The sequence below is a fragment of the Halarchaeum grantii genome, from assembly GCF_014647455.2.
GTDB lineage: Archaea > Halobacteriota > Halobacteria > Halobacteriales > Halobacteriaceae > Halarchaeum > Halarchaeum grantii.
Window position 1 is genome coordinate 46,887 of the sequence record NZ_BMPF01000008.1, and the last position, 17,680, is coordinate 64,566.

At 68.3% G+C, this 17,680-nt stretch carries 11 protein-coding genes and 2 pseudogenes; 6 read left to right on the top strand and 7 right to left on the bottom strand.

What is annotated here, in order from left to right; translation table 11 throughout:
• The first annotated feature begins 47 nt into the window (after nt 1-47).
• Nucleotides 48-1,034, top strand: coding sequence for a DUF1616 domain-containing protein (locus tag IEY12_RS15325; protein ID WP_188884525.1), 987 nt, complete (start codon nt 48-50; stop codon nt 1,032-1,034).
• A gap of 25 nt (nt 1,035-1,059) precedes the next feature.
• Here IEY12_RS15325 and IEY12_RS15330 read toward each other — a convergent pair whose 3' ends face one another.
• From IEY12_RS15330 to IEY12_RS15350, 5 genes are all read right to left on the bottom strand, one after another.
• Nucleotides 1,060-1,347, bottom strand: a complete 288-nt coding sequence (locus IEY12_RS15330; RefSeq protein ID WP_188884526.1) for a hypothetical protein — start codon at nt 1,345-1,347, stop codon at nt 1,060-1,062.
• Between the two features lie 289 nt (nt 1,348-1,636).
• On the bottom strand, nt 1,637-2,263 hold the full coding sequence (locus tag IEY12_RS15335; RefSeq protein ID WP_188884527.1) for a metal-dependent hydrolase: 627 nt from the start codon (nt 2,261-2,263) through the stop codon (nt 1,637-1,639).
• 81 nt (nt 2,264-2,344) lie between these two features.
• Entirely contained in the window at nt 2,345-3,169 is an 825-nt protein-coding gene (locus IEY12_RS15340; RefSeq protein WP_188884528.1) for a COG1361 family protein, read from the bottom strand.
• Nucleotides 3,162-5,636 carry a tubulin-like doman-containing protein gene (locus IEY12_RS15345; protein ID WP_188884529.1) on the bottom strand — a complete coding sequence of 825 codons (2,475 nt, stop codon included), beginning with the start codon at nt 5,634-5,636 and terminating at the stop codon, nt 3,162-3,164. The genes IEY12_RS15340 and IEY12_RS15345 overlap by 8 nt, the downstream gene beginning before the upstream one ends.
• A 161-nt stretch (nt 5,637-5,797) precedes the next feature.
• A complete protein-coding gene (locus IEY12_RS15350) occupies nt 5,798-6,343 on the bottom strand; it encodes a hypothetical protein (RefSeq protein ID WP_193718050.1) in 546 nt (181 codons plus the stop codon).
• A gap of 96 nt (nt 6,344-6,439) precedes the next feature.
• On the opposite strand from IEY12_RS15350, the gene IEY12_RS15355 reads away from it, so the two are divergent.
• A complete protein-coding gene (locus IEY12_RS15355) occupies nt 6,440-8,359 on the top strand; it encodes a M48 family metalloprotease (RefSeq protein ID WP_188884531.1) in 1,920 nt (639 codons plus the stop codon).
• Here IEY12_RS15355 and IEY12_RS15360 read toward each other — a convergent pair.
• Complete coding sequence (locus IEY12_RS15360; protein ID WP_188884532.1) at nt 8,356-10,176, bottom strand: M48 family metalloprotease; 1,821 nt, start codon at nt 10,174-10,176, stop codon at nt 8,356-8,358. The genes IEY12_RS15355 and IEY12_RS15360 overlap by 4 nt on opposite strands.
• A 107-nt stretch (nt 10,177-10,283) precedes the next feature.
• On the opposite strand from IEY12_RS15360, the gene IEY12_RS15365 reads away from it, so the two are divergent.
• Both IEY12_RS15365 and IEY12_RS15370 read left to right on the top strand, forming a co-directional pair.
• Nucleotides 10,284-10,703, top strand: coding sequence for a hypothetical protein (locus IEY12_RS15365; protein WP_188884533.1), 420 nt, complete (start codon nt 10,284-10,286; stop codon nt 10,701-10,703).
• Between the two features lie 107 nt (nt 10,704-10,810).
• Nucleotides 10,811-12,082, top strand: coding sequence for an MFS transporter (locus IEY12_RS15370; RefSeq protein WP_188884534.1), 1,272 nt, complete (start codon nt 10,811-10,813; stop codon nt 12,080-12,082).
• Between the two features lie 91 nt (nt 12,083-12,173).
• On the opposite strand, the pseudogene IEY12_RS15375 reads toward IEY12_RS15370, so the two are convergent.
• Nucleotides 12,174-12,343, bottom strand: a pseudogene (locus IEY12_RS15375) (IS6 family transposase); the annotation flags it as partial.
• Between the two features lie 354 nt (nt 12,344-12,697).
• Between IEY12_RS15375 and IEY12_RS16040 the strand changes: the two are divergent.
• Nucleotides 12,698-13,488: pseudogene (locus IEY12_RS16040) on the top strand (VirB4 family type IV secretion/conjugal transfer ATPase); the annotation flags it as partial.
• A 184-nt stretch (nt 13,489-13,672) separates the two neighbouring features.
• Nucleotides 13,673-17,680 (top strand): ATP-binding protein (locus tag IEY12_RS15385; protein ID WP_188884535.1); only part of this gene is annotated, 4,008 nt, incomplete at its 3' end.

Sequence of the window (17,680 nt, forward strand, 5' to 3'; positions counted from 1 at the left end):
CGCGGTTCCGACTGCCTTTTCACCCTCTATCGCCAACCCCGGCACGCATGAGCGACGCCCCGGACTGGACGCGCCTCCTCCCGCGGCCGCTGCGCCGCCTCCCGGCGGACATCGCGGCCACCGTCGCGCTCACGCTCGTCGGCGTCCTCCTCCCGGTTCTCCCCGTGCTGAAGGAGACGCCGCTGCGCGTCCTCTTCGGCCTCCCGCTCGTCCTCTTCCTCCCCGGGTACGCGCTCGTCGCCGCGCTCTTCCCCGAGGCCGGGAGCGACGACGCGGGCATCGACGGCGTCGAGCGCGTCGCGCTCTCCTTCGGCCTGAGCATCGCCGTCACGCCGCTTCTGGGACTGGTGCTCAACTTCACGCCGTGGGGAATTCGACTGATCCCGATTCTCGTCGCCGTCGGCGGGTTCACGCTCGTCGCGGCCGGTGTCGCGGCCGTCCGCCGCTGGGAGACGCCGAGCGAGGAGCGCTTTCGCGTTCCCTATCGCGAGTGGGCGAGCGACGCGCGCGTCGAACTCCTCGAACCCGACACCACGACGGACGCCGCGCTGAACGTCCTCCTCGCGGTGAGCGTCCTCGTCGCCGTCGCGAGCGTCGGCTACGCCGTCACCGTCCCCCAGCAGGGCGAGGCGTTCACCGAGTTCTACTACCTCACGTACGGCGAGGACGGCGACCTCGTCGCGGACGACTACCCCTCCGAGATGGTCGTGAACGAGTCCGCGCCGCTCGTCGTCGGCGTCGGCAACCACGAGCACCGCGCGCAGAACTACACGTGGGTGCTCCTCGAACAGCAGGTGCACGTCGAGAACAACACGACGCTCGTGGACCGATCGGTGCGACTCGAGACGCATCGCCTCCGCCTCGCCGCCAACGAGACGCGCCACACGAACGTCACCATCACGCCGGCGTTCGCGGGCGAGCGCCAGCGCTTCGCCTTCGTGCTCTACAAGGGCGAACCGCCCGCCGACCCGAGTGTCGAGAGCGCGTACCGCGAGGTCCACCTCTGGGCGAACGTCACCGAGGCGTCCGCCTAGACGACGCGCGTCCTCCCGCGCTCGGTCACTCGTGGCCCTTCGACGGCGAGGCGTTCGCGGACGCGCTCGGCGTCGGGGCGCGCGATAGCGCCGCCTCGGCAACCGGCGTCTTCGTGAGGCCGCCCTGACAGCCCTGACAGAGGTCGTCCTGCCACGCGACCGTCGAGACCGTCTCCCGCTCACCCCCACAGTACTGACAGTACTGCGTCGTCGTCGGCGCGATTCGCGACGACAGCTCGGCCGGGCCGTCAGCGTCGTGCGCCGATGGGACGCCGGTCCCGCAGGTCCGGCAGATGTCACGTTGCCAGCCCACGGTCTTCGCTACTTCCCGCTCCGAGTCACAGGTCGGGCAGTATGACCGCTCCGCTCCCCCTCTCATACATAAACGTACTGGCCAACTCAGTAACTAAAACTGGTTTATCGTTCACATAATCAACACCAGGAAGAAAAGTTGACTTACGAACAGGTGTCCTGACTAACTACCACACGCCGGTTTCCCGTGCCCCGCTCACCATCGTCGCGCGTCGCTCACGCCCGTCGACGGCCGTCCGCTGACCAACTTCATCGCTGACGGTGCGACCCGCGAGCAACGCCCCACTGCCTCACGCGTCACCCCGTTGCGACACGAGGGCGCGAACGCGCCCGCTGTACTCACGGTGGAGGCCGTCCGCACCGAGGTGGCTGAGGAACCCGAGGAGGAACGCCGCGCTCTCGGTGAGCGCCACGGCACGAACCGGCGCTCCGACCGACCCGTCCGTGCCGAGGAGGAGGCTCACGACTGCGCCGACGCAGAGCGCGACGACGACGCCCGTCGAGAGCCGGTGCGTGACCGTTCGATGCGTCGGGCGCAACACCGGGAAGAGCCGCCGCGTCCCGACCCACGCGCCCCACGCGAGCGACGCGACGACGACGCCGCCGAGGAACGCCCCCGGCCGCCCGGTCGCTCGCGTGACCGTCGCCGCGATGGCCGGGCGATAGCGGAGGCCGACGACGAGCGCGACCGCGGCGACGAGCACCGGACAGACGTCCGCCCCGTAGCGATGCGGGATCGACGCCGGGTGGTCGAGGTCGGGGAAGAGCGCGCCGGCGAGCGTCGCCGGGAGGCTCACACACACGAGCGCGAGCGGGCCGAGCGAGCACGCGCCGAGGAGGTAGGCGCTCGCGGTCGCGGCGACGAGGACGGCATGGGTTGCGAGCCCCCATCGGAGATGCGTCTCGAAGCCGCTCATGCGTGCCCGGCACACCCCCGTGAGTCTCGCGGCCCCTGCTGGGCTGCGCTCGCGCGCGACCGCCAGCGGCGCGTCGACGTCTCAGTCATCGAGATCGAGCGCGATGCTCTCGGTGCCCGGGTCGTCGCCCGTCCCGGTCGTCGTCTTCGTGGCGCCCGACCGGTCGTCGCGCGTCGACCCGCCGAGACTTCGGATGGCGTCCGCGACGGCGCGCTCGGCGCTGGCGGTGAGCGGCTGGTCGGCGACCGACTGGAGCGTCGAGCGCGTGGCCGCCCGGAGGCGGCGCCGATAGATGGCGCCGGCGACGAGCGCGAGCGCCCCCATCGATGCGGCGCCGATGGCGCCGCTGGTCAGCGGGGAGAGCGTCGGCGTGATGCCGTAGGCGGCGTGCTCGGCCGTGACGGTGGGCGCGACGCGCTTCGAGGTCTCGACGACGCGCTGCGTCCGCGCGAACTGCGTTTCGACGTGGACCGTCGCGAGCGTCTCGCCCTGCGGGAGCACGGACTTCGGGTAGACGCGGAAGCTGATGGAGGCGGTCTCGCCGGGTTCGAGGCGACCGAGGTCGAAGGTCGGCGGCCGGTCGACGGTTCGGTCGATGACCTGCTCGCCACCCGTGGTCTCGCTCGTCGAGATGGACGACGGCGCGATGAACGCCGCGCGGTCGGTGGCGAGCGTGAGCTCGGTGGCGTTGATGGGGCCCGTGCGCTCGGTCGGCGCGACCGTCACCGTCACCGCGACCGCGTGGTCGGCGTCGGCCGAGGTCCCGACGAACGTCTCCTCGACGCCCACGGGCGCGTCCGGCACGCCCTCGCTGGCGCTGGCGTCCACGCTGACGATGGCGACGCCCCCGACGACCACCGCGACGACGAGGCAGGCGGCGACGAACGCGCGGGTGCGCTCAGTCATCGTCCTCACCCCACTCGGGGAGGGTCGCATTCTCGATTTGGCTACGCATCGACACCGGGTGGCTGGCCGGCAGGAGCTCCGGGTAGGCGTAGCACTCGGCGAGCGGGATGGGGGTCCCCCAGAGGGTGGGCTGGCCGCGCTCGAGCGACGCCCGGAGCGCGCCGTGGTCGAAGTCGTCGAGCGCGAGGCCGCCGTGGTAGGCGAGCAGGCCGATTCGCTGGTCGTCGTTGCAGACGACCGCCCGGGACTGTTTGTCGAACTCGTCTTCCGCGACCGTCTTCGGGGCGTTCCCGGTGGCGCCGTCCTGCCAGATGCGCTCGCGGACGGCCTGCGTGCAGAAGACGACGGGGCGGTCGCGACTCGGTGTCCGCGACTCGTTGCGGGTCTCGAGGCGCGCGCCGAGGACGCCGTCGTCGTGGTTGTCGAGCGTCTCCCGGAGGAGCGTCGCGACGCGCTCGCTCTCCATCACGCCGTCGTCGATGAGCGCGGTGATGCCGGCGTCCTCCGCGACGCGCTCGCCGTCGAGTTCGACCCCGCTGGCGACCGGGAGCGTGACGAACCGGCCGAGCGGCGCTTCCCGGATCACCTCGATCTTGTCCTCCATCTTCGACTTCGCAGCGTCTCGCTGTTGCGTCGCGGTCCCCCGGTTGCTTACCGCCGTCTCGCGGGCGTCGTCCAGCGCCGCACGCCGCGCCTCCAGCGTCTCGATGACGTCGTCGCGTTCGGCCGCGATGTCCTCGGCGAGGCTCGCGAGGCGGTCGCGCTCTTCGAGGGCCTCGCGGAGCCGCTGGAGGTTCTCGCGGGTGCGTTCGAGGTCCTCCTTGCAGTTGGTGTACGTCGCGCGGTCGGTGATGCGCGCGCTCATCCCGAGGTCGTCGAGCTCGCTCGACAGTGACGCGACCTGGTCCTCGAGCATCGGCTCGATGGTCTGGACGAACTGCGTCTTCGCGCTGTCCGTCTCGTCGAACGCGGGGTCGAACGCCTCGATCTCGTCCCCGCGACGCTCGACGTACTGGTCGACGAGCGCGCGGAACCGGTGGCTCCGAAGCTCCATCGCGGTCTCGCGGTACATCGCGGCCATGAAGACCGCGCGCTGGATGCGGTCGGCGTCCACGCGGTCGTGGAACGTGTGCGTGCGGCGGTTCTGGTGCTCGCCGAGCTCGGTCTCGATACCGTCGAGGCGCGTGGAATGCGGGTCGATGTTCCCGGCGATCTGGCGCGCGCGCTCGAACTCCGTGACCATCGCTTCGGGAACGGCCGTCACGTCCTCACCGTCCGCGTTCTCCGCGACCTCGGCGACGAGGTCGCCCTCGCCACGGAGGTGGTCGTCGGCGTCGATGGCGGCGTCGAGCTGTGCGCGCGCCGCGTCGAGCGCCTCGATCTCCGCGCTCAGTTCCTCGACGGTTTCGTCGTGCGCCTGGTAGTCGCGCTTATCGTCGAGGAGCGTGTCGATCTTGTCGACCGGGACCTCGAAGTCCGCGCCGCGCACCTCGTAGAAGGTGTGTTCGAGGGCCTTGGCCTCGTTCTCGACGTCGACGAACTGGGGTTGGCCCTTGCGCATCCACTCGACGACGACGCGGGCCGCCGTGCGGTCGACGCCCTCGCGGTATTCGGCGTCGTCGCTGCGGTCCTGGTCGTAGCGCAGGAGGAAGACCCCGGAGAAGGGGTTCTCGGTGATGGTGTAGGCCGAGCGTCGGTTGTTCGCTTGGTCCCGCGAGGCGAGCAGCGGGATGCGCAGCGGGTACTCCGTGTCGCCGTCGTAGTCGGTGATGGCGCGCAGTTCGTCGAGGAGCGCGAGCGAGTTCGCGGGGTAGCGCCAGTGGACGTCCGGGGCGTCGCCGCCGCCGTCGAAGTCCTCGGTGCTGGCGAGGCTGCAGACCGCCCAGTGCTCGAAGCCGGGCTGGACCTCCCCGTCGAGGTCCTTCAGCACCTCGTGGAGCAGGCCGGTGACGAGCGGGGCGATTCCGGAGCCGGTCCCCCCGCCTGCACCGACGAGGTGGAAGACGTTGACCGCGCTCGGGCCGCTGACGTCCGGATCGGACTCGAAGTGCTCGACGAACTCGCTGATAGCCCGGCGGATCTTGTCCTCGTGGCTGCCGACGCGCTCGGGGTTGTCGAAGTAGTAGCGCCCGAGGCAGGGGTCGCGGCCAGCGCCGTCGCCGCCGTCGATGGTGATGTCGTCGCGGAGGTAGTGTCGGTTGCGTTTGTCGTGGTCGTGGAAGCGCCGGTCGGGCGTCTTCAGCGTGACCGTCTCGATGTCGTCGCCGAGGTCGCTGAACTTCTCGGTGCCGGAGTTGATGGCGACCATCCGCACGCGCTCGGCGATGCCCTCGCGCTCGGCGAGGTCGAGCACGGCGTTCCCCATCTCGATGCCGCCGTCGCCGCCGCAGACGAGGACGGTCGGGGTCTCGGTCAGGATCGATTCGTCGTCGTCGTCCGGGATGCTGACTGTGGTGGTGTCGGGCATGGTCGGGGTCGAGAGCGACGCGGGGCCGCGCCGCGCCGTTCTCACTCCCAACAAGCGCCCCCTATATCACCATCCTATCACTTTTTCCGGGCGCGGTGTGCGCTCTCGCGAGGGGAGGCGTTCCACGCGTGGAATCGGTCCCGGCGCTCCATCGGCCGCCTTCAGAACGGCGAGGACGGCATGAAGCCCGGATTTCGGGACACCAGCTCGCCGACGTCCTCGTCCGGCCCCTCGTCGTCTATCTCGGGGAACATCCGCATGAACTGCGTCCACGAGAGCACCCACGCCGAGGGGTTGTCGTCGCTCAGCATCTCCGCGCTCGCGAGGAAGACGACGTGCGTTCCCTCGACCTCGAAGCGCTCGACGACGGCGTCCGGGAGTTTCCCCGGCGCGCGAATCCGGGCGTTCTCGCCCGGATAGCCGTCGACGACGTTCCAGTCCGCATACCGGTACTCGGACTTGCGCGCGGGCGAGCGCGAGATGAAGACGAACTGCGAGCCCGCGTCGTAGTTCCAGTGGACGATTGCGTCCTCGCCGTCGTCGACGACGTACTCCTGTGCGAGTTCCGGCAACTGCACGCGGCGGTTGCTCTGCACGGCGCGTGGCTCCTGAAGCGGCCACGGCTCGTCGAACGCCGCCGCATCTATGGGGCTCGCGTCTCCACCCGACCCGTCAGTGGCCGCTCTCCCGGCCTCGTCTCCGCGCACGTCTGCTCACCTGTCAGCGCGTATCCACGGCATCGGTATAATCCCACCGCCGCCTGCGGGCGAACGCTTTAGTCGCCCTCGCCGATAGCACGCCGTGTGCGCTCGCCAGTCGCCCTCACAGGACTCCTCGCACGCCTCCGCGACCCCTTCGACGTCTACGAGATCCGGTGGGCGACGGCCCTCCCCCGCCCCACCGTCGAGTCCCGCCTCGACGACGCCTTCGAGCGGACCGCTGACGACGCGACCGGCTGGCGACACGACCACACGCTCGTCTACACCGACCGCCTCTCGGTCACGGACGACGGCGAGGTCCGCATCGTCCGCCGCTGGCCCGCCGCCGTCCGCCTCGCCGTCCTCGGCCTCGTCCTCCTCGCGCCGCTCGTCACCGCCTCCGTCTGGTCGGTCTTCCTCTACTTCGGCCTCGCGGCCCTCCTCCAAGGACATCCGGACACCGACCCGCCCCTGCAGGGCTGCGTCGAGACGACACGCGAGGCCGCCAACGGGCTCGTCGGCGTCACGATGCTTCTCTCGGTCGTCGCGGCGCTCCGGCACTTCGACGCCACGGTCGATTCGTGGCTCGTCACACCGCTCGCCGTCGCCGTGCTCCTCCTCGTCCTCGTGAACGCCTATCTGGAGGACTCCCTCCCCTTCGTCACGCCCGACCTCAGCAAGCGCGTCCTCCTCATCCCGTACAACTTCCTCGCGCTCGCCGGCCCCGTCCTCATGCTCTTCTTCCCCATCGTCGTGTTCTCCGCGTGGGTCTCCCGGACGGGCGACCGACTCGCCGCGTACACCTCGGAGACCCTCAACCGCGCGTCGCGCTCAGTGCTCTCCGACATGCTCGGCACCAGCCTCCCCGCGACCGGGCAGATCGACGCGGAGACGATTCGCCACCTCGTCATGCAACTGTTCGTCCCGTACGCGCGGATCGCCCTGCTCGCCGCCGCCATCTCGCTCTTCCTCTGGGTGCACACGTCACGCACGACGGTTCGCGCGCTCCACCGCTATCGCCTCGACCGCTTCGCCTCAGACGCGCGACGCGCGGTCGTCTTCCTCCTCTACGCCGCGTTCACCGCGCTCCTCTACACCGTCACCGCCGTCGCCGTCGCCATCCTCGCCTTCGGCGTGACCGGCGTCTACCCCCTCCCCGACGCCACGCTCCAGCCGCTCCTCACGCTCCTCCCCGCCGACACGCAGCCGACGCCGACCGCCTTCCTCGTGGACCTCTACCGCACCCTCGACTACACCTTCCGCGACGCCGGCCTCCCCGCCCGCGCCGTCGGCATCGGCTATCTCTGCCTCCTCCTCTGGCCGTTCGTCTTCGTCGCGCTCGGCACTGTCACCGAACTGCTCGCCCGCCCGATCCGCGTCGCGACCGTCTTCCTGCGCTCGTCGTCGCTCCCCGAAGACGACGGCCAAGACCTCCTCCCCGACGCCGTCGAGGTCCGCCGCATCGACCGCGCCGGCTTCCCCGCCCTCCGCCCGCTCTCGCTCCCCCTCGGTCTCGGCCACTACGTCTTCGTGAGCGACGTCCTCGTCGCGGAATGCAGTCGCGCGGAACTGCACGCGCTCCTCGAGCACGAACACTACCACATCCGCGAGCGCAGCCTCGGCGTCGGCGCGACCGTCCTCTCCTCGCTCCTCGGTGGCACCACCCTCCTCCCGGCCTTCTACGACTACCGCGAGAGCGAGCGCGCCGCCGACGCCGCCGCCGCTGCCGTGCTCGACGCACGCACCGTTCGCGACGCCATCCGGCGGATATACGAACTGCGCGCCCGCACCGACGGTACGCCCCTCGCGCTCCCCCACCCCGGTATCGTCGGTGCCGACACGCGCACGCCGCAGGGCGACGCCACCGCCGTCGACTCGCTCCGCGACGCCGTCGAGCGCCTCCGCACGACCGTCTACGCGTACGGCACGGCACCATATCGGCTCTACTTCGGGAGCGTGCTCGTCGACACCGCGCACCTCCGGAAACGCGAGCGGCTCGACGCGCTCCGCGACCTCGAGGACTAGCCGTCGTCGCGCTCGAGGCGACGCACCGCCGCGATCCGCTCCTCGTTCGACGGATGCACCCCACCAGCGAAATACCCGAAGAGGAAGTCGAACACCCGATTCAGGCCCGCGACGGCGCGGCTATCGCCCATCTGCATCGTTGGGAGGAACGTGACCGCCGACTCCTCGAGTACGTCCCACTCCTCGCGGGCGAACCGCTCGAGCACGCCGACGAGGACGTCCGCGCCATCGGCCCCCGGGACGGCCTCGTCGACGCGGCGCACCGCACGCTCGTCCGCCGTCAGCTCGCGCGCGTGGAAGTCGTAGATGCTGTACACGACGTTCTTCCCCATCAACGCGAACGTCGGTAGGCACGCGAGCACGAACTGGAGGTACGCCCCACGATGCTCGAAGTGACTCTCCTCGTGTGCGATCACCGCCGCGCGCTCCGCCGGGTCGAGCGCGGCCAGCGCCCCCTCCGAGAGCACGATCGCGCGAGCACACGGGTCCCAGTACGCCCCCGCGTAGAACTCCTCGCGCGGCAGCACCCACACGGGATACGCGGGCTCGAACGGCACGGCGTCCGCCGACAGGCCGCTCCGGTCACAGCGGCGTCGCACCGCCCACACCATGCCGGCCAGCCGAGCGAGCTGATAGCCGGCCCCGCAGACCAGATAGACCGTCGGCAGCGCGAGCGAGACGCCGAGCAGCCAGACGCTCGGCGATGCGCCCGCCGTCGCGAGCCGCCACCCGAGCACGACCGACCCGAGCACCACCGCGAGCAGCGTCCCCGCAGCCGTGATCATCGCGTACGCCGACACCGCCGCCACGCGTGTCGACACCGTCCGCCCCTCGCTCGTGAACCGACGCCGCGTCGCGTCGCTCGACGCGAACAGCCAGCGCCAGCCAGCGACCCAGACACCGCTCACCGACACCGCGCTCGCGACGACGGCACCCGAATCGACGAGGGACGTCACGGGGAGCGGCCGAACCGTGATGGCGAGGTGCCACGGGACCGAGAGCACGAGCAGCCCCGTGAGCGCCGCCGCCGTCACGACCTGTAGTGGCACGAGCCGCCGCGACCCCTGTCGGCCGAGCAGCACCGCGACGAGCAGAGCGCCGCCCCCGAAGACGCCACACGACACCAGCGGCCGACGCACCGTGACGGCCGTGTTCAGCGCGGCGAACGCCACTAGCCCCACGCTCGCCGCCGCCGTCACCGCCACGTACCGGCTCGCCACCGGCGGCAGCGTGCGCAGCCACGCCGTCCCCACGGCCGATACGCCAGCGCACACCGACTCGACCCGCCGTGTCCAGCCGTGGACCGCCCACAGCACACACCCCACGCTCGCACACAGTACACCGACTCGCCCCCCGCCGGCCAGCGAGCCAGCGACACAGAGCCACACGACGGCCAGCGGCCCCACCTGCGGGTACCGCGTCCGCGACACCGACACCTGTCCGTCCGGCAGTCGACTCCCCGCCACCGTCGCGCTCGTCCCACCAACCACACCGAGGACGCCCAGCGCCCACAGCCACAGCGCGCCCGTCCCACCGCCCAGCCGCGACGCCAGCGCGCCGAGCAGCACCGCGACGACGCCGGCGAGCACGCACAGATACCACGCCCGCGTCATCCGAACCGTCTCCGTCACCCGCGTTTCCGCCGCGCCGCGCTCGACCGTCCACGTCGTCCGCCGCGCTAGGAGCCCCGCGAGCGGCTCCGCAACGTGCTCGTACGCGACATCAGCGTCCCCCTCGTCGTCGAGGTTCCGCGAGAACACGACGGCGGGCACCCGAAGCGTCCCCGCCCGTTCGGCGACCGCGAACGACTCCCGCATACCTCGCGCTGACACACTCGACGCCCAAAGCCGTTCGCCGTCCGGCGCACGACACGCGACCCGCACCGATGCTTTACCCGTCCGGGCACCCAAGTCGGAGAGACACGATGCCTCCGGGTGATGGTCCAGCGCGCCAGCACGAGCACCGAGCCGACCATCCGCCGGTCGCGTGTGACGCCTGTGAAGACGTCCTCCGCGCCCGTGGCTCGCACTCGCCCTCGTTTCTCCTGCTGGACACGCTCAGAGTCCCCGTCCTCGGCTGCGACGACCACCTCGAACAGTTCACGACGATCTGTGGCTACACGACCACCGAGACGCCCGCGCTCCTCGACCATCGCCCGGCCGGCGGCGTCTCCTGTCCGAGTTGCGGGCTCGCCCCGCACACCCCCGGACAGCCGGTCATCCCCGTCCACGACGGCGCCGTCGCCACGCTCTTGTGCCCGGAACATCAGGCCGCCCTCGTCTCGCGCTTCCAGACCGGCCTCGACACACACCACCAGCTCACCGAGTCGCTCGACACGCCGTAGGGCGCGGTGGTCTTCCGCCGAGTCGCGTACTACCGGCGCTACCAGCACCACGGCGAACGCTTTTCCGGAACAGATAGCGTTTACATTCTCCTCGTCGGCCCTCCTGTATGCCGGGTGCCCGACTGCGCGACCTGAGCGAAGCCGTCGAGGAGCAGACGGCACTCGTCGTCGGACTGATCAGCGGCTCGCAGTTCTTCAACCACGCCTTCCTCGTTCTCCTCCCGCCGATCCTCCCGATCCTCTCGCGCGACCTGCAGGTCTCCATCGGGCTGTTGGGGCTCGCGCTCGGCGCGCAGGCGCTCGTCAACACCGCGTTCCAGTTGCCCTTCGGCTATCTCGCCGACCACTACGACCGCACGATCACGCTCGGCCTCTCCTCGGTCCTCGGCGCGGTCGGCGCGCTCGCCACGGCGCTCGCGACCACTTTCCCCGAACTCGTCCTCGGGCAGGTCGTCCTCGGCCTCGGCGTCGCCGGCCACCACCCCGCACACTACCCGCTCCTCACCGACGCGACGAGCGACGACACGCGCGGGCGCGCGTTCGGCGTCTACAACTTCGGCGGCAGCCTCGGCTTCGCGACGCCGCCCGTCGTCATCACCGCCATCCTCGCCGTCCCCGGGTTCACGTGGCGACACGGCGTCGGCCTCATCGGCGCCGTCGGCCTCCTGTACGCCGTCGTCGTCACCGTGCTCGTCGGCTGGCGCGTCGACGACGCCATCACGGCACCGAACGTCGCGGCGAGCGCGAGCGGGACGCCGCTTCGCGAGCGCGTCGCGGCGGAGCTCCGGGGGCTCGTCGCCGAACCCGGAATCCTCGCCGTCGCCCTGCTCACGCTCTTCTCCTCGACGGCGAACTGGGGCGTGACGACGTACGCCGTCGTCTTCCTGACGGACGTCTACGGCGTCTCGCTGGGGGTCGCGAACCTCACGCTCACCGGCATCTTCGTCGTCGGCGCGGGGGCGATTCTCCTCGGTGGCTACCTGACCGACCGGTTCAGCGGCGGATACATCCTCGTCGCCAGCTTCGGCGGCTTCACGCTCCTCGTCGCCGTCGTCGCCGCGAACGTCGTCCCGGCGGTGCTCGCGGTCGGGCTGTTCTTGCTCCTGGGTGCGGTCAGGAGCATGGCCGGGCCCGCGCGCGACCAGCTCACCGAGCGCTTGGCCGCCCACGGGACGGTCGCGAAGAGCTTCGCCATCGTCACCATCGGCATCATGCTCGGGAGCACGGTCGCGCCGCCCGTGTTCGGCTACCTCATCCAGCGCGTCGGCGTGCAGGTCACGTTCTTCGCCGTCGCGGCGGTCGGGCTCGCGACGACAGCGCTCGCCCTGCTCGTCCTGACGCGCTTCGTCGACGGCCACGCCGGTGTAGGAGCGGTGTGAGAACTGCACGACTGCCCCGTGACTGGCCTCGTTGTTGCGTTCCCGATCGGCTCCGAGATGGTCACCGCTGCTCCATACACAGCCAACTAGTGTGCGAGCGTTCAACGGCTAATTCCGCTAAGATCGGTGTTGTCTCTCAGAGGAACAACCGGTCTCGTGGAGACGGACGGCGAACGCTCTGACGGGTGTCGCCGTCCACTCGTTCTTCCACGCTTCTTCTAAATCAGCATTATAGAACTCGCTAAGCAGGTCTGCGAGCATCTTGGCCGATTAACTCAACGACCCGCTCACTTCCCAAACTAACTCAACCATAATATTCCTAAACTAAACAGTATATATACATAGAGTATTTATTTATCTGTCATATACTCAGCAGAAGATTTTTAATTTTGATTTGGATACAACAGATTGGATGCATTACATACGGGCCCGTAATCCCGCGATTTCGCCTGCTTCGGGCGGGCGGTATCGGAATGACCGCTCTCCAGCGTTCCTTTCACGACCACTTACCAGCGGCTCGCGGCCCGCCACCACCCACTCCTACCCAACACAATTCGTGACCGACCCACCCTCTCCCGCTGACGAGTTGCTCCCGCCGACTCACACTGTATTGCCGCGGACATCCTCAACGGGGATACCCTTGAGGAAGGTAAGGCGGAGGGCCCCCCTTCAGTGATATCGCAGAGTCACACAAGACGGCGATCGAACCGGCCGCATCGTGTACGAGACGCACGCGGCACATCTCAGCGAGCAGTGGACGAGAGCCCTCTACGTCGCCGAATACCCCGACCACTCCAATGATCAGTACCTCAGCGACCTCTTCGAACTTACTGACATCGAGTTCGACCTCACTGCACACATCACCCCGAAGAACCAAGAACAGGCGCGGAACGAACTTGAGGAAATCGCCGACGACCTCTAGGCCGACGCGGACCTCGCACAGAGTGTTCGGGGTGCCGACCTCCAAGAGCGCGCTGATGAGGCGGCAGCGACGTACAAGGCCGTCGAGAGCGGCACGAACGTCTTCGACCAAGGCTTCTTCATCACGCCGTGCCGACGCGAAGAACGACCTGCAGGACGCTGTCCGCACCGTGAAGCGCATGCTCCGCGATGAGCCCGTAAGCCTCACGCCGAAGACGGCGATCTGCCGGCAGGACGGTGCCCTCCAGTCCGCTGCACCCATCGGCGACAATGAGTTCGGCATCCAGAAGGACAACCAGAGCCCCGTCGTCATCGACCCCTTCGCACGTGACAACGGCTACGCCATGTTCACCGTTGGCGGTACGGGATCTGAGAAGTCCTTTGGCTCGAAGCAGAACTTCACCCGGTCGATCGATCAGGACCGCGACCGAATCGGCATCATCCTTGAATCCTTCAACAACTGGGCGGGCGTCTCTGAGGCCCTCGTCGGCGTCGACGGCGAGTGGCGTGGCATCCAGCTCGAAGCCATGCCCAAAGAAAAGCGGGCCATCGACTTCGACCACACCACCCAGCCCCGCGACGAACCCCCCGGCGCTACCAGCGACGAAGCCGATTCAGAGAGGGAGTCCATCCAGCAGCAACTTGCCGAACAGGCCATCCAATCGGGCGATGACACGAAACAAGCTGCAGAGACGGACGGTGGTCGCGATGCGTGAGTACCTCCGTGTGACGCCGACGTCCGAGACGCTGGATCCGACGGGGATTCCGCGGCTCCTCGAAAGCCTCCACAAACTCACCACCGAGGACTCGGGATTCGGATCGAAGCTGAACCCGCTGTCGTCGTCGATACCGCCGCGCTTCGAGTTCCTCGCGCTCAGCGAGGGCGAAGACGCGCCCGTCGAGTTCTACTACGGCGCGGACGACCACCTCGACACCGTTGAGGAGCGTTTGCGGTCTGTCTATCCGGAGACGTTCGACCTCGAACGCGTCGAACTCGACGTCGCCTCCTGCCTCGTCCAGCCCGTCGAGTACTCGCGCGAGGAGTTCGTTGACGCTTACCAGCAAGGGGATCTCGAGTATGAGTTTGAGGATGAGGAGCAGTACGCGCTCACCGACGATGGCGAGATAGGGACTCGCGACGGTGAGGTGACTGCGGACAGGGTGGTGTGCATCGACGAGACGGCACTCGAACTCGCCGACGGAGACGACACACCGATTGAGAAGCCGACTGTGACCGAGGACGGGACGATTCTCGCACGGCCGGCGACTGACACAGTCTCGCCGTACGGTGTGCGCTGGCAGGGTGCTGCCACGCGAAAGAAGGACTGGATGACGTCGCTGACGCCGTTCACGGACGGCGAGGACGAGGAGTCGCTGTCGGCGGTCGATCAGCCGGGCGCCGCGCTCGCGTCCCTCATCGACCACGTCAATGACGCGACCGAACCGCTCGCCTTCCAGGTCGTGTTCCAGCGGCGCGAGAGCTGGCAGTCGGATGCCGAACTCCGCAAGGAAGACCTGATCGACGGCCGAGACACATGGTCGCAACGCCTCATCGGCGACCTCCTCGAGTTCGAGGAGTACGAACACGACCACGACGAACGCGAGTTGAGCGACATCGTCGTCCGCCGGTTGAACGCGATCGAGGCGACGAATCCACAACGCTCGTTCACCGCGAACGTTCGCGCGATCGGCGTGCCCACGAGCGACGACGGCGAGGAACCGCTGGACGAGCGGCTGTCGTCGCTTGCGCCCGTCTTCGACCCGCTCGACGGTCCCTTCTACGACGTTGAGGCCGAACGAGTCCGGTCGAGTGGCTTCCGGGAGGCGAAGAAGGAGAAGAACGCGCGAAAGGCACTCCAACGACTCCTCAACCAAGAGATAATCACGGGGCGCGGGAAGACACGACCCGACTTCGTGCTGAGTGGGCGTGAGCTCGCGAACTTCCTGCTCATTCCGTCCTCCGAACAGCTCTCGATCGAGGGATCGCGTGGGACGCGCGCGGAACAGCAGAGTCGGAACCCGCTCACACGCCCCGATCCCGATCTCCTGAGCGAGTTCCGCGCGGGGATGGCCGTCGGCTACGCCCTCGACGAGACCGGCGAACCCGAGGACGAACCGATTCGGATCCCGCCGAGTCTCCTCCCGACCCACTACGGGCGCTTCGGGACGACCGGCGCCGGGAAGTCGAAAGCCCAGATCAACGAGCTGCTCTCCCTCTACGCGAACACGACGGGACCGACCATCCACATCGAGCCGAAGGGGGACGGGATGACGGAGAACTACATGCGTGCCCATGCCGCCCGCTTCGGGCTCGATGATCTCGAAGAGAATGTCATCCACTTCTCGATTCCCGAGGACCTCCCGGGGTTCTCCTTCTTCAACATCCAGCCCGCCCTCGAGAACGGCGTGCGGCGTGAGGACGCCGTCCAGAAGAAGGCCGACCACTACGAGGAGATCCTCAAACTCGTCATGGGCCAGGAGCGCTACGAGCGCGCGACTGTCGCCCCCGGCCTGATCAAGACGCTCATCAAGGCGCTCTTCGACGAGGAGCACGGCCGCGAGAACGGCCAGTATCGCGAATCGACCGAGTACTTCGCGCACCGCCAACTCGAGAACGCGCTCGACCAGCTCTGGGAGGCCGGCCCGCCACAGCCCGACTTGAGCGCGGCGCCGCAGTCGACCGACGAGGCGGTCACGCGCTCGCTGCGCCGGCAGTTGCAGGCGGACAAGACGACGTTCTCGAACATCATGGGCGGCGTCAGCAACCGCCTCGCGATGGTCTCCGACGACGCGACCCTCCGCCGCATCTTCAACAACACTGACCCGCAGTTCGACTTCCGCGATCTCCTTGACGAGGACACGGTCATCCTCTTCGACCTCGGTGATCTTCGCGAGGACGCCGCCCGCATCATGACCGGCGTCATCCTCACCAACCTCGAAGCCGCCCTCCAAGAGGAGAATCAAGACGTCGCGACCCGCCACGATGATTACGTCGTGAACCTCCTGATCGACGAGGCGGCGTCGGTCGCCGTCTCGGACGTGATGAACAACCTCCTCGAGCAGGGCCGGAGTTTCCGGCTCTCGGTCGGGTTGTCGATGCAGTTCCCCGAGCAGATGAAAGCCGAAGGCGGCCGTCGCGCCTACCTGAACGTCCTGAACAACGTCGGCAGCCCGCTCGTCGGGAAGATCAGCGTCGACCGCGAACTCGCCCAGGCGATGGCTCACGAGGAGATGGACCCGGAGGACTTCGCGAACCGCATCCGGTCGCTCCCACGCGGTGAGTGGATCGCGAACCTCCCCAGTCCCGTCTTCGGAGAGACCGGGCCGTATCCGTTCAGTCTCGCGCCACTCCCGATCCCGACGGGCCATCCGGAGAGCGACCAGCCACTGACGAGCGACGAGGAGGCACGCTTCGAGGAAGCGCTCACGCGGCTCCACGATCACGTTGAGGACGCCTATGGCGTGGCGGAGGACGAGACGCCGACGACGCAGACGCCCGAGGAACTCGGTGAGGTCCTTGACGTCGCGGACGGCGAGTTGGATGTCGCGCTCGCGAAAGTCGTTCGCAGCGTCCAGTTGCGAACCAGGAGTCGGGAGGGGAACGACTGGGTGGCGGTCGAGACAGTTGACGACGAACTCCGCCGTCTCTTCGAGGACGCCGATGCGGACGCGCCGACGTACGAGGAACTCTCGTCGATCCGGCAGCGCTCGCGCTTCCTCGAGACGACCGTCGACATGGACGCTGACGAACTCGTGATCCGCCTTACCAACGACGGCGAAGACGTCGCGACGCCCGAAACCGGGTCGGTACAGTCGGCCGGGAGTGAGAAGCACGACACAGCCCTCGAACAGATCGAGCAGGAGTTGACCGCGCAGGGATTCACCGTCTCCATCCTCACCCAGGACGGCAGCGAAAAACCGGACGCCCGGGCGACCCATCCCGACTTCGAGGAGCCGTTCGCGATCGAGGTAGAGACCACAACACCAGAGAACCCCGCGAAGGTGCTGGTGAACCTCCGGAAAGCACAGGATGAAGGTGAATTCCCGCTCTTCGTCGTTCGCCCCGGGTCGTCGCAGACTGAGTGGGCAGAGCGCGTCGAGCAGATACTCAACCCACCCATGCGTGACCTCTCGACCGGGGAGACACGCTACTACACGACCGACGAGAACCTCACGTTCAACGGTGGAGCGACAGAGGACGGCGGCGTGACCGCTGTCCGACCCGTCTCAGACACGAATAGTACGCAGACGGCCTGGTGTGAGGCGTCCGGAGAGCTCGTCCTCCGGACAGCTGACGGCGCAGAGATCCTTCGCGTGGACTCGCTCACGGATATCTCGAAGGGGCGGGTTCCGGCAACATACAGCTACGACCCGGCGGCTGGGGAGTACGTCGTCTACGAGCAGGGCACCCGACACATCTACGAGTCGAAGCAGGCGTTCGAGACGAACTGGGCGCGGATCAAACGCCCGTTCGTCCCTCACGAAGAACTCGCCGTCGCGGACGCCGAAGAGATGGAGTACGCCATCATCGTCCTGTCGGACGACGGGAGCGCGACGGTGTATTCTGAGGGGCGGACGTACTCGATCGATACACTTCGAGAAGTCATCGAGAGCCAACGCTCCCAAGAGAGTCAGCTAACGGCATTGCAGAGCGTCAATCGACCCGAGATCGAGGAG